Origin of the sequence: Paenibacillus pectinilyticus, from assembly GCF_001700435.1 — a bacterium.
GTDB classification, from domain to species: Bacteria; Bacillota; Bacilli; order Paenibacillales; family NBRC-103111; genus Paenibacillus_E; species Paenibacillus_E pectinilyticus.
In genome coordinates this window covers 101,113-114,865 of the sequence record NZ_LYPC01000030.1, presented here as the reverse complement: position 1 = coordinate 114,865, position 13,753 = coordinate 101,113, and the positions used below count along the sequence as shown (strand labels likewise).

Below are 13,753 nucleotides of genomic sequence, written 5' to 3'. Positions count from 1 at the left end.
CACTTAGAAATTTAACGACAATAAATTGCCGGGTGTAAGCTACTAATGCCCATATAGCGCACTTTCCCCTCACCAACTCAGAACTGTAATTCGGCATATAAGCATGCATCGGTTTGCACCATCCACCGACTCTCTGCAGCAGCGGCCTATCTCCTACTTCGGGCATCGCCCATGTTCGTCATCGCGTTCACGAATATTAGATTATGGACCATTTAAACATAACTAGCTCACATTTGTCAACAGACATTAACTAGCGGCTTGTGACGTGAATCTTTCCTTCTCCCTGCGAAAACGTAACCGGAGCAGGCGCAGCCATTCATAGGCACGATCCAGCTCTTTTCCTTTGAGCTCTTCGGGTCCTGTAAGCGTCTTGAGGACAGGCTTCAAGTAGCGATCCCCTTCAGACTCATAAGCGTTCCATGCCTTAATCTGCTCTTCTTCAGGGACCGAAGCTAGCTCCGCTTCCACAAGCGGATCCATGTCGTAGCCTTCGCGCTCTAAGTCTTCAACCCATAGCAGCAATTCTCTGCGCGGCATCGTCAAATTCGCTTGAAGATCAGCGAGACTGCCGCCGCCTGCCACGATTTCCAGCAGCTTACGCTTGCTGACTTCGCGATCAAGCTCGATGCGCAGCTTTTGCTCTTTCTGAGCAAAGAGCCATCCTTCGAATTTGATCATGTCAACGTAGTTCGCCACCCAATCCAATGGAAAACCATTCGTACGTGATCTTTCGCCGATTAGTCCAAGCAATTGCTCAGCGTACATCGCTGTCTTCTGCTCGCCGAAGCCAGGAATTTGCTGCAGCTCTTCCTTGCTCTGCGGTAAAAAGACCGAAATCATCCGCAGCACGCGGTTCGTCGCCAGGATGTAAGGCGCCTTCTTCTCACGAGCAGCCTGTTCTCGGCGCCATGTACGAAGGGATTCGTACATCTCTTCATTCGGATTTTCCTCACAGTAGTACGTTAACATTTGGGTCATCTTCGCTTTTCCCGTTAAGCCTTGCGTTAATTCCATTTCTGTCTGAACCAAGGGGCGGAAACCTGATCTCATCTTCTCACGCAAGCCTTGGCGGAACGCATACAGCATCTCATCCCAGCTAATGCCTTGGTACCACATATCTTGCCCGAGCCTTCCAGCGGCATCTGGTTCACTCCAATGCACACACCAAATCCCATGTTCTTCCGCAATCGAGACCTGCGCGGAGATCAGTTGTTGATCCCCTAAATTCTTCTCTAACGTGTTCAGAAATACAATGTTCATCCCTTCAATTCCTCCAGACGTTTCACGAATTTAGTTTCAGAAAAACGAAAAAGCACCTCTTCCGCCGTAAGGCAGAAAAGGTGCTTCCTTTTTCTAATATCCAAATCATACCATGTTTGTCAGATAGGCGCAAGAACCGTTTTGCCACCAACCCTTTATCGGTTATAATGGGGTCATACTAGAAAGAGAATGGAGAGTCCTTATGTCTGATTATGACTTCTTATACGATCATCAAGAAGAAACAACGACCCGTTTTGTCTGTTTCGTTGGCAATGCGTTACACCGTTTTGACCTCGCTATTATGACAACAACTCGTTACTATGGCAAAAAGCTGGTCATCGATTTGCAATCGGGACGCAGCGCTGTAATTGGTCCGGATGATTTGGCTGAAGAGGGCTATCTGGAGCATGTTTTCAAAATTAATGAGGAACAAGCCGCAGAACTCAATGAGTTCTTATCCCAAATTATCGGATCGATTCATTTCACGGATATTTAATGCGGTGACGGGGGAAACTGGAAAAAGCAAAACCTGAAAAGGAGGCTTATCCATGCGTAAAAAGTCATCACAAGTCAACCATGTAGAGGGATTAGGCTTCCTCTCAGAAGACCGCCTCGCTGCGTACACTGACCTCAAGTCCGTTGAGTCACAGCGAAACGACATGATTCCTGAGGAGTTTCCGGAAGGACCCTACGGCACAAGCATGCTGTCAGAGTCACTCGGAAAAAGCACCCCTTGGCGAGAGGACCAACGTCCGACCAATCGTTTTGCTTATGAAAATCGCGAACTGCATGAAGGCATTACAAGAGATTATCCTGGCGCAGATGATGCAATAGGAGAATCGACCGAAGGCTTGTCCTAGGTACTAGGTACGCAGAAACGCCGCTAACACCCGTAATTGGGACGTTCGCGGCGTTTTTGGTTATCGTCGATTATTTACCTAGCAGCTCCAAATGTCTGCCAATATGATGTCGCAGTCCTTCAGCAAAGACAGCCTCTTGCTCAGCCATCGTTTGGAAGAATTCATCTGCAAACGTGCGGCTGCCGTCAGCATTCTTCGCTTGAAGAAGCAAACCGTACGTAATGTGCAGCAATTGACGCGCATTATTTTCTTCCATGTAATCAGGAAGCTGTGCATCTGTTACATCGCTAAGTGGAACGATCGCGCTAATGTCCGTCGTAACGTGGTAATAAGCTGTCGCTTCCACAAAGTGATCAAGCGCATATTGGTGCATACGGCGATAAAGCGTCGGATTCACTTTGGCTACAACACGTACCGCTTCGAGCCAATTCGTACCCGCAGTTTTGATATGGAATAAACCATTCGTATATTGCCCGATCAACGGGAACACACTGAATTTATCACTGCCGGAATGGATACTCAACTTATATTCAAAATGCACAGCAATGGCCGCATGACTCGCTAATTCACGCTCAAATTGCGCGATATCGCCGATGTAGTCGATCCCTTTTTGGAATTCGCCGCAGAAGCGTGGCGCCATACTGAAAATCGTAACACCGCGGTCACGAAGCTCATTAGCTACCAAGTAATGGGCCTCTGGGGAGGTTGGTGTCGCTGTTTCATCGATGGAAATTTCGAAATCGACCGCACGATCTAAGGTAACGATATACTTACGGTAGATCGCTTCCATGAAATTGATAGCCGCATCATAAATGAGAACATCTTTCTTCAACGCTTCTGCCGTATAAGCAAGTGTTGCTCCTGGCACATTCGGTGCCGTTTGCAAGTAGCGCTCTTCATAGCGATTACGCAAGCTGGCTGGCAGCTGCTCGTATTTCGCGGCAATGTCCGCTTCGGACATGGATTCAATGGTGTTATCGATATTCTCGGAGCAATCCAGCGTCAGCATCGTAAATCCAAGGCGCAGCGCGTACTCAATATCCTCTTCTTTCTTCAAATGGTCGCCATCCGCGCCATATCCGTCCGTGTAGCCCTCTTGCAGAACCGCATAAGCCGCGGCATCCAGAACATCCTCGTACGTGCGGCCCGTCAAGGCAAGCTCACGAATACTTTGCTGAGCCAAAACAGGGCGAATATCTTTACCACGGATCGTTTGGATATGTCCAGGACTTGCAATTCCAAGGCGATCACCTAAGCCCATCGTCGCTACTTGCGTACCGAAAGCTTGAGGTGCTGTATATGGCAATAATTGATTGATGATCAAACGGTTTTCATGAGAAAGAGGGGCTATTTTCCCGCCTTCAACAGTTTCTCCTTGCAATTGATCGAATAATTCTCCAGACCCAACTACAAGTAGTTGCTTGCCTGATGTTGTCCGCACCATAAGCAACGTGGTATCTCCCACTTGTGTTTGAGATGCGCCATATACGTTGATGACTTCCGATGAAAACTCGCTTACTTTCCCTGCCCGTAAGGCTTCTATTAGTGCGTTCATTTAATAATCCTCCTCATAAATGCAAGCGTTTGCTATTGTTCTATAGCTTCATCATATCGCAAGTAAAGAGAATTTTCTCTTCATCTATTCCTATTTTAGGCGAAAACTGTTCATATCTTTCACTCGAATTGTGCTATACTTCCTTTACAACCTTCAAGTGGGAGGAGATCAGCCATGTCGCGTACCGTTACCTTCGGCAATGAAGATGAAGGTCCTTTTTATTTTCAACACATTCATCGTTCAGGTCCCTTCGAGCGGACTCAACATATGCATGAGATGTATGAGCTTTATTATTTATATGAAGGAGAACGCATGTATTTCATTCGTGACCGCTCATATCTCATTTTGCCTGGAGACCTTGTACTCATTGATCGTCGCGAGCTTCATGCCACTTCAGATTCCGATAAACTAGGACATGCACGCGTCGTCATTAATTTCGCAGACAGCCTTGTTGAAAACGCAACAGATGAAGCTCCCTTCCTTTTGAATGCGTTCCAACATACTTCACCTGTCCTTCGCTTGGATCTGCCTACACGGCGGATTGTCGAGGATCTATTAGGCAAATTAATGCAAGAAGCCCGCGAGCCTCTGCTCGGTCAAGCTTTTGCAATACGGCAGTATTTGATTGAGCTGCTCCTTTTCACTGCCCGCTTCGTTCGTATGCATCCCGTCACATCACCTGAGCATGTCTCACCCCTGCATCGCAAAATATCAACCATCGTGCGCTATCTCAATGCGCATTATGCGGAAACCGTGCGGCTCGAGGAGCTCGCCGAGCGATTTGAAATCAGTCCTGCTTATTTAAGCCGGATGTTCAAAGAAATTACTGGCTTCTCGCTAGTTGAGTATGTGAGCCTTGTTCGCGTTCAGGAAGCGCAGCGTTTGTTGGCTACGACCAAGCTCAAAGTGATCGTGATCGCTGAGCAAGTAGGTTTCGGTTCTCTTGTGCAATTCGGACGTGTTTTCAGGCAAATGACGAAAATGACGCCATTGCGGTATCGACAGTCGACTGTTGTGCGGTAATCAAGACATGAAATCTAAAGATGCCATCCAAAAAGAAAAGGGGATTAACCAATAGAAGCGTAATGCTCCTAATGGCGAATCCCCTGTTTTCACTTACTATTACTTGTAAATGGTAAAAATCAGATCCCGGTTTCCGCTATTTTCCGTACTCCAGGTTGTGCCCCCGTTTGTGGAAACCCGTTCAACACCGCCGGTGTATGTATTGCTGTCGTTGTAAGCAAATCCATATTTATTGTTCGTTGAACCATCATCGAGCGAAGCAGGCGAGCGCAAAATAATGCCGTATTTCTGCGTCGTATCAAGCCCAGTGAGTTTTGGATAGATGGCGTAAGGAGTTGCCGCTCCAGGAATATTGTTCGATGGCAGCGCTGCTGTAAACAGCTTTTGCACAGGATTGTTATTCACATCCAGCTTCACGATATCGATGTAGAGATTGTCTTCAGGCACTTTGCTCACATAGCTCTCATACAGATACATATCAATTCTCGGCAAGCTGCTGGACGTTAAGGAGAACGTCTGCATGCGCTGTAGATTAGCGCGAATATCCGAGTACGAGCTGTATGTTGCAGTGCTGTTGTCCTGATCGATCATACTGCCTGTATTGCCAGTTATGTTATAGGCTTCTATCTCATTAATCGACGCTAAGAAGTTGGCTTTGCCCACATAAATTCGGATCTTCGACGTTGAAACGGTTGGAAAATCAAACACTCGGTTATCTCCGATCGTGAATCCGTTCTTGAGATTAACAAAGCTGGTTCCATTCCAGTACTGCAAATTGTACGTATTGATTTGGAAATTCTGATTGCCATAGCCGTATTCTTTGACGGCAATACGGTTCACGCTGGTTGCAGCACCGAAATCAATCTGCACCCATTGATTATTATATTGGCTGTCCGCAGCACTCCAACGTGTTGAAATGTCGCCATCTGTTACTTTGGAAGCCTCGTAGCCCGCCGAATAGAAGCTGGAGGCTGTTGCTGTTTTGCCTGCCGCCAAATTCGCAGGAGCAAGTGGCAAAGCGGAGCTCGTCGGTGAAATTCGTAAAATAACGGATTCACCTGGTTGCTGCAGTCGTGTATAGCTGCCAGTGAACGTGCCGATTTTGGTGTTACTATAAAGCTCTGTAATCGTGTAAGTCGTGCTTGCGCTAAGCCCCAGATCAGCGAAAGTTACGGTCGTAGAAGCCGAACTGTTCATGTTCCAGTTGGACAATCCAACGATTTTATCACCATTTGTATCCGTGGAGTAAATGGCTGACGGCGAATGCTCAAGCTTATGGTAAAAGTTCGTCATCTTAATGGGTTTAGCCGCTTTCCCCTGTCCAGATAGAGCAATCAAAGATGGATTCGTCAGAGCTTTCATTCGATCTTCCGAAATAAATGGAACGTTGTCTCCAATAATGTTATGTCCGCCTTCAAGCATCGTTACCGTCGCGTAGAGCTTACTCTGATTCAGCGTATTCTTGTAAAACCCATTTGCGATATTTTCGGGCAGTGCCATGTCGGGGTCATTATAGGTATAAAGTGTACCATTCGTCCACCAGGATGCAGCGGAGTTAAAGGCTTGACGCTCGATACCCGAATAGAGATCACCTTGCAGCGGAATGGTTGTGTCGATCCCTGATCTTCTGCCATGCGCATACCCAGAAGGGAGCAGCGGAGCGATCGATTCGTTAATATAAATATGCTGCGTAGCCGAAAGCAGCTCGTCGCGCATGATCTGCATGCCGATACGGTATGCCTGCATCCCGTTTTTGGAAGCATCATAATGGTTGCCTTCATACATGCCCAGATCCAGAAAATCCAGCTTCGCATAATCCATTCCCACATTGACGAAATCGACATCCATCAAATTTTTCAGATAAGCTTGCGCCCCTGGATGCGTCGCATCAATGATGTACGTGCCTGCGCCGAGATACGTTTGGATTGGAGATCCCGTGCTATCCTTAAGCGCGATATCTTGGAACGTGAACGTAGGAGCCCCCGGAACCGTATCGGTCAGCTTTTGGTAAATAAAGAAAGGTGCTGTGTAATTGCCCGCTTTCAAGCCCTTGTTGTGCACATAATCGGAATAAGCTTGGAAATCAGTGGGATACGCTTGGCCTGACGTTCCTTTATAACAACAGTCTAGATTCATATAAGTGTAGCCCAATGGTTTCAGGTTAGCGGCAAAATAATCAATCATGCCATGCATGGCATCTACCGTTGGCAGACCGTAGAAACTGTAATAGCTGTTGTAGCCCATCGGCACACCGTCGGTCCATGAGAGCTTCGGTTCACCTACGGCATACGTTTGACCGAATTGCTCCAGACCATCTTGGTAATTACTGTAATAGCCAAGGAAAAACTTATCCGACGAGATTGAGGTTCCACTTTGCGCTCCACCCGCATTATAGACTGAAAATCCCGTTAACGGACCATTAGCCGTGGATGCTTGATGCAAATACTGCATGCTCTTCCAGTTAGGCGTATTGGCAGCACCTGCAATAAATCCTTGCTTGCTCGTATTATCGAACATAGCAGCCACCCAATAACTCGTACCGTCAAACGCGCCCCAAGTAGTCGTTGAGGTGTTTGTACGATCGATTTGATTCTCACCGTTACCAAAATCATTCACAGGCGCAACGCCGTAATCGTAATTATTATTGTATGGCGTTGTGTAAATCCGTTTATCCGTACCTGTGCCAATGTCCAAATTATTCGCTGCAATCGGCTCCAGGAAGTTAATGCTTTGCGAAGTACTTTTCGTCACCGTCATGCTGGCTAGTGCAAAAGGTTTATTCTCATACAGGGTTATGTAAAGAATAATGGATGAACCTGATGTCAGCGTATTGGTAATGGTTAATTTTTTACCATTAATGCCATAACCATCCGTGCCAATTGTTGCCCAGCTCGCTGATCGAGTCCCTGCATCGAAAGAACTGATCCGTGTTGAACTTCCCGTTACACCGTAATCGGAGTAGAAGTTGCTGATGATGCTCGTTGAACCGGAACTGAAATTGCCTTTACCTGTCGACAAATCGTAGGTGATCGTTAGCGTCCCATTCGATGCGGTTACGACATTCCCTGTCTGAGAGATGTTGACTGTGGCGGCCAATGCCTTCGTGGCTCCTGCTTGCAGCAAACCGACAAACATCACTGCGAAAACGGCAATGGCTAAAAGAGATTTTTTAATCATGAATTCCCTCCTGTTTTCATTTCTGTTAACGCTTACAATTCCGATTATAACGTTCCATCCAGGTGCAATTAAATCCAATATTTTGTGGAGAATATGTCTCAATTTTTGTGACTTAGCTTCCTAAGATGGGGCCGATTCCAGTGAAAAAGGTGGAGTCCCAAACTAACATGGCCCAGTGGCCACCACCAAGCATAAAATGTACTCGGCCAGTGACCTGATGTTTGAATGGAACATCAGGTCACTGGCCGATACTTTTTGGGCAAGATACACTCGGAGTCCCCAACCAAAGCCTCGTATGAGCGAGTACTTGCCGAATAGGGAATCCTCGTGTGCTTATTGCTACAGAAATCGTGATTATTCGGGCGATAAGACCAAGGCGAGTGCGTATTGGTCGCATGAGGTGCCATTTTGAGCAGCATACTTGCCTGATAAGCAGTCCTAGCGTGCCTATTGTTTCTGATCTTGCGATTATTCGTGCGATAAGACCACCGCGAATGCTTATTGGTAAAATGAAAATAGCTACTCTAGAAGTAGTAAAATCTACTTCCGGGACCCTCCTCACTTCCAACCTAATTCAATCGTTTTAGACGTATCATTGAACTCTTATAATCCCCGCGCAATGTCAATGGAACGCCAAGGTGCATGAGTGTAGAACCATGACGGACGACCGCTTCCCCATTGTCCATCAGTATTTCATAAGACGCTTGAAGCTCAAGCGCTTGCAGACGTAAGTTCCGTACTTCGGAACCAAAATGCTGCGATTGTAAGAACGTAAACACAACGATCTCGCTATTATCTATGCTATTGTATTGATAAGCCGCCACATTCGAATCTCTCAACGAAGAGAGGCGGTATAAGCTGCCACTTAAAATAACTGGCCTAATTTCCTTGTACAGCGCCACATAGTGCTTCGCTTCTTCCAAATCCGCTACGGACCATTTGCTGATGTCCGCCCCGATGCCTAATCCACCCATCATCGCGCTATGGAATCGGTACGATAGAGGGAGGCTTCTGCCGTTAAAGCTGTGCGGCGACTCGGTCACCCAGCACATCATGACCGCCGGACTGTAAGCGTATGTGAAACCCTCTTGAATCGTTAGCCGATCGCGCGCATCGGTGTTGTCACTAATCCAAGCTTGATCCGCATAGCGCAAAATACCAAGATCAATTCTCGCGCCGCCGCCTGCGCAAGTCTCAAATTCCACATGGGGGAAACGTACTCTAAGCTCCGCCCAAATAGCGTACAGGTGATCCACATGCTTCATCCATATGGACTCTGTCTGGTGCCCTGAGGCAGCCGTGCCTGGCTCCGTAACGGTTCGATTCATATCCCACTTGATGAAAGAGATGTCATACTTCGTAAGTAATGTCGTCATGAAATCGAGAACGAATTGTTTCACTTCCGGCAGCCCCAAATTCAGCAGCAATTGATTGCGCAGCTGCGTACCTTCACGCGTCGGGAATTGATACACCCACTCCGGATGTGCTCGATATAAGTCGCTGTCCGGATTAACTGATTCCGGCTCGACCCAAAGGCCGAACGCCATCCCTAGTCCCTTCACATGGTCAATTAGTTCCTCTAGACCGTGGGGGAATTTCTCGGCATTCACATACCAGTCGCCCAAGCCCGCTCGGTCACTGTGACGCTGACCGAACCAGCCGTCGTCCACGACGAAGCGCTCCACACCTAATCTAGCTGCCTGCTGTGCCAGCTCCTTCTGCCCTTCCACCGTGACGGCGAATTCCGTCGCCTCCCAGGAATTGTACAGCACTTTGCGCAGCTTGTTCGTCGGAAGCACGTAATCCCTTTGGTATTGGTGCAGGCTGCGGCTCATCTGACCGAAACCGCCTGAAGTGAATCCGCCGACGAATACCGGTGAAGTGTATGCTTCACCCGATGCTAGCACGAAGGAGCTGTCGAAATCATTCACGCCCCCTACGATTCGCACATGCCCGAACGTCGTCTTCTCCGCAACAATTTTCCAGTTGCCGCTCCATGCAAGCGCGCCGAACCATACGTTACCGGATGTTTCATCTGCCTTTCCATTGTCCATGGCGAACCATGGATTGGCATGTGGGCCCGTGAATCCTCTGCGCGATTCCAGCACCTTTTTACCCTCGGACAAGACCGTCGATCTTAATTGGTACTCGCCCGCCCAACGCCCTGTCACATGTGTCATTCGGTAATCAGGCAGAGCCTGCACCGTCCAGACGGCTGCCATGACCTGCTCGATACGAATGGGTTCATCTAGCCCGTTGTATACCTGCACGTAACGTTCAATTAAATCGTGTTCAGGTATCCCTTTGTAATGAACTTCAACGCGTATCGCATAAAACACATCTACCAAGCGAAGGACAACCTCATTATCGCTCGCTATGCGGTGCCCTTCATATTGCAGCTTCAAGTCCCTTACGCCATCAGCAAACGAAACCTTCAACGCCGGTTCGGCATAATGACAGCCACCCCAGCCTCCGTACTCTTCGGTCTCCCGATCGATTTCCGCATCAAAAGAGCTGTGTAGTCTGCCACCTAGTAAATGACTACAATCCGCGGCCTCTACATGCGCACCCCAATATACATGCTGAAGGGTCCCTTTCTCGTTGATTCCAAACACGTAAGAGGAGTGATTCGTACGGATTTCGAAGATATTTTCTTTGTCCAAATATGTTACAGGCACTTCTACCGTCCCCCTTTTATCTAGCCTTTGATTGCCCCAGCGGCAATCCCTTTAATGATGAATCTCTGCATAAATAAGAAAAAGATGATGATCGGAATCATGCCCATAACGGCATACGCAAACGCAAGATTTAAGTCACTGCTGTATTGACCGAAGAAAAAATACTGTTGCAGCGGGATTGTCCGGTAATTTTTGTCCTGCAGATAAAGCAGCGGAAGTAAGAAATCATTCCAAATGTACAGCGCATTTAAGACGAGTACCGTCGCCGTAACCGGCTTCAGTAAAGGCATGACAACTCTGATAAAAATCCCCGGTGTCGAGCACCCATCAATCCTAGCGGCTTCTTCGATCTCACGGGAAATCCCTTTCACAAAACCGGTGTAAAACAGCACGCCCATCTGCACACCGAAACCACCGTAGATCAGTGCAAGTCCCCAATGGGAATTGACGAGGTGAAACGATTTGCCGATCTGATACAACGGCAGCATAATAACTTGAAAAGGCACCATCATACCCGATAAAAACAGGATGAATATAAAGTTATAGAACGGCTTATTCCTGCGTGCAATCGCATAACCGGAAAGCGCAGAAGCGAAGATAATCAACGCGACGGAGATCGCTGTAACAATTAAGCTGTTGATCAGTGCAGCAGGATATTTGGACGTATTCCACGCGTGCGTATAATTAGCAAAGTTCAAACTCGTCGGCAGCGCATAGAAGGAGTCGAAGGTTTGCTTGGCTGTTTTGAGTGACATAAGCAGAGCAACATACATTGGAAATACAAAGAGGATAGCCAGTATGGCGACCGCAACGAATGTGCTGATTCGTGTTAATTTCATTACATCTCCACTTCCCGTCTTCTGAAAATGGATAATTGAACAATGGTCACAATGACAAGTATGACGAAGAACATCATCGATAACGCCATGCCATAGCCGGCTTTAAAGGAATTGAAGGCCGTTTTGTAGATGAACGTCGTGATTACTTCCGTCGCAAAGCCTGGTCCCCCTTGCGTGGTGACCCATACAAGATCAAACACTTTCAATGATCCTGTCAAAACAAGGAGCAGATTAATCGTTATCGAAGGCGCAAGCAACGGTAATGTGACATGCCAGAACGCCCGCCACATGCCGGCTCCGTCCATTTTGGCACTCTCTAGAAGCTCGCTTGGAATGCCTTGTAAACCAGCAATATAAATAATCATTGGCGCACCCACGCCCTGCCATAGGGCTACGAGAATCAATCCAAACAAGGCATGATCTGGGTTGCCAAGCGGACTTGTCACATCCCAGCCGAATATACTGAACAGCTTGGGAAAGCCCGTGCTGAAATTATATTTCCAAATAAAACCGGATAAAACGATAGAAAGGATGCTCGGCAAGAAGAAAAGCGTGCGGAACAAGTTTTTCAATTTCAAATAAGAATCCAGAAGCAAGGCCAATAGAAGAGATAGAACATTGATCAGCACCATGAGGATAATGGCATATTTAAACGTATTTCCAAGTGCGGACCATACGTCCGAGTCTTGGAAGGCATGCACGTAGTTTTCCCAGCCAATATACGTCAGCTTGCGTGATACACCGTCCCAACTTGTGAAGGAATAGCGGGCCCCCATCACTAGAGGAATGAGCACGGCTAACGTAAATAATAGAATACCCGGAATAAGAAACAGGACATACCAGAACTCACCACGGATCGTTCGTTTTAAGCTTCCCATAGGTGTTATTCCCTTTCTGATGCATAACGGCATAGGCAGCAAGCCTATGCCGTTATAACTCTGTCGTTATTTGTGATTTTTGGCAACCCAGTCATCCAAATCCTTAATAATTTGATCAGGCGTTGCTTTCTTAAAGAACACTTTTTGAACGTATTGCGAGAATTGATTGGTCCAATCAATCGTCGTTGTAATGTAGGATTGGGAATCATACGTAAGCCCTTTATCGAAATACGGCTTCAAATCATTGACCGCTGGCGCGATGTCGGTAGATGCACCTTTAACATAGCTGAGCGAATTAATATTTTTTACCCATGCGTCTCCGCCCTCTTTGCTCGCCATGAAGGACAAGAACTTTAAAGCCGCTTCTTTATGCTCTGATTTGCTGTTCACAGCGAGTGAAGCATCCGGGTTAAATTCGAGCTTATTCAAGCTTTCGTCATTGCTGAATGGATACGGGAAGTAGCCTATGCCCGTGTTATATAGATCTGGATTTTTCTTTTGAATATCCGCTAAAGGCCAAGTACCCATATACATCATACCGACATCGCCTTTGGAAAAGAGATCTACGACCCCATTGTAATCAACGCCGAGCTGGTCCTTGTTCCCAAGGTCAAACAAATCTTGCGCATGCGCGATTACGGTCTTAGAAGCCGGATTATCAGCAAATTTGGCTGTGCCCTTCTCAATTTTGGAGAAGAAGTCTGCTTGCTTCTCTACAAGCGCTGTGTTACTTGGCAGATCTCGGCTTAACCACATGCCTAACGTCCAGGTGTCTTTCCAGCCAAGGGCGAAAGGTGTTTTGCCCGCATCTTTAATCTTTTTAGCTGCTGCGATCATCGCATCGTACGTTCTAGGAACTTGAAGCCCCAGATCGCTGAATATTTTTTTGTTATAAAAAACAGCAATTGGCGTCGCGTTAACGGGCATGATATAGTTTTTGCCGTCGGTTGCTTGCGCTTTCAATACGCCTGGATCGAAGTTCGACATGAAATCTTTTCCTGTCAAATCTTCCAGATAACCGCCATCATGCAGCAGCTTCGTATTGCTGCCCGCATTTAAAGTAAACACATCCACAATGTCGCCGCTAGCCATTTTCGTTTTGAGTAATGTGTAGTAATCATCGTATTTAACAGGTTGTACCTCGACCTTAATGTTAGGGTTTTGTTTTTCGAACTGCTCAACGATTTTGGCTACACCGTCAGTCACATCACTTTTGAAATGCATGAAGGTAATCGTAACCGGCTTCTCTACTTTGGCCGTTGCGGCAGCCGTAGGCTTGCTGTCACTGCTCGCAGCGGGTGTCCCTGTACTTGCTGTATTGGTGCTGCCGTTGCTGCCACAAGCTGACAATAAAAGGGCCACCATCGTTGCGGAAAGACCTGCACTTGCAAACTTTTTCATATCTTTACCCCTCTTCCTCAATCTCGGTTTAGAACACGAATGGCTCGTTCTGAATCCTATCTTACGCTTTGAAAGAAGGAAT

Annotated in this window: 10 protein-coding genes and 1 other annotated feature (1 of these 11 cut by a window edge); of the genes, 3 read left to right on the top strand and 7 right to left on the bottom strand. The window is 47.1% G+C overall.

The annotated features are described in order from the left end of the window. Window positions 1-175, bottom strand: a binding site (T-box leader); it reaches 82 nt to the left of the window's first position. Between the two features lie 71 nt (window positions 176-246). Beyond that, complete coding sequence (locus tag A8709_RS32320) at window positions 247-1,260, bottom strand: HRDC domain-containing protein (RefSeq protein WP_065859069.1); 1,014 nt, start codon at window positions 1,258-1,260, stop codon at window positions 247-249. A gap of 202 nt (window positions 1,261-1,462) precedes the next feature. On the opposite strand from A8709_RS32320, the gene A8709_RS32315 reads away from it, so the two are divergent. Together A8709_RS32315 and A8709_RS32310 are read left to right on the top strand one after the other, a co-directional pair. Continuing rightward, complete coding sequence (locus A8709_RS32315; RefSeq protein ID WP_065859067.1) at window positions 1,463-1,756, top strand: DUF3055 domain-containing protein; 294 nt, start codon at window positions 1,463-1,465, stop codon at window positions 1,754-1,756. 52 nt (window positions 1,757-1,808) lie between these two features. Next, complete coding sequence (locus A8709_RS32310; RefSeq protein ID WP_065859065.1) at window positions 1,809-2,120, top strand: hypothetical protein; 312 nt, start codon at window positions 1,809-1,811, stop codon at window positions 2,118-2,120. Window positions 2,121-2,190: 70 nt separating this feature from the next. On the opposite strand, the gene A8709_RS32305 is transcribed toward A8709_RS32310, so the two are convergent. Beyond that, window positions 2,191-3,675, bottom strand: coding sequence for a tagaturonate epimerase family protein (locus A8709_RS32305; RefSeq protein WP_065859063.1), 1,485 nt, complete (start codon window positions 3,673-3,675; stop codon window positions 2,191-2,193). A 174-nt stretch (window positions 3,676-3,849) separates the two neighbouring features. Here A8709_RS32305 and A8709_RS32300 point away from each other — a divergent pair, with 174 nt between their 5' ends. After that, window positions 3,850-4,698 (top strand): AraC family transcriptional regulator, encoded by an 849-nt coding sequence (locus A8709_RS32300; protein WP_065859061.1) that lies wholly within the window; start codon window positions 3,850-3,852, stop codon window positions 4,696-4,698. A 99-nt stretch (window positions 4,699-4,797) separates the two neighbouring features. Here the strand turns inward: A8709_RS32300 and A8709_RS32295 are convergent, their stop codons facing one another. The 5 genes from A8709_RS32295 to A8709_RS32275 all read right to left on the bottom strand — a co-directional run bounded on the left by A8709_RS32295 (window position 4,798) and on the right by A8709_RS32275 (window position 13,671). Beyond that, window positions 4,798-7,875, bottom strand: a complete 3,078-nt coding sequence (locus tag A8709_RS32295) for a discoidin domain-containing protein (RefSeq protein WP_065859059.1) — start codon at window positions 7,873-7,875, stop codon at window positions 4,798-4,800. Window positions 7,876-8,444: 569 nt separating this feature from the next. Continuing rightward, window positions 8,445-10,553 carry an alpha-galactosidase gene (locus tag A8709_RS32290; protein WP_065859057.1) on the bottom strand — a complete coding sequence of 703 codons (2,109 nt, stop codon included), beginning with the start codon at window positions 10,551-10,553 and terminating at the stop codon, window positions 8,445-8,447. Between the two features lie 20 nt (window positions 10,554-10,573). Next, complete coding sequence (locus tag A8709_RS32285; protein ID WP_065859055.1) at window positions 10,574-11,392, bottom strand: carbohydrate ABC transporter permease; 819 nt, start codon at window positions 11,390-11,392, stop codon at window positions 10,574-10,576. Beyond that, window positions 11,392-12,270: a carbohydrate ABC transporter permease gene (locus A8709_RS32280; RefSeq protein ID WP_065859053.1), complete on the bottom strand. Its 879-nt coding sequence runs from the start codon at window positions 12,268-12,270 to the stop codon at window positions 11,392-11,394. Before A8709_RS32280 ends, A8709_RS32285 begins: the two co-directional genes overlap by 1 nt. Before the next feature lie 66 nt (window positions 12,271-12,336). Further along, a complete protein-coding gene (locus tag A8709_RS32275; protein ID WP_065859051.1) occupies window positions 12,337-13,671 on the bottom strand; it encodes an ABC transporter substrate-binding protein in 1,335 nt (444 codons plus the stop codon). Window positions 13,672-13,753: the final 82 nt, after the last annotated feature.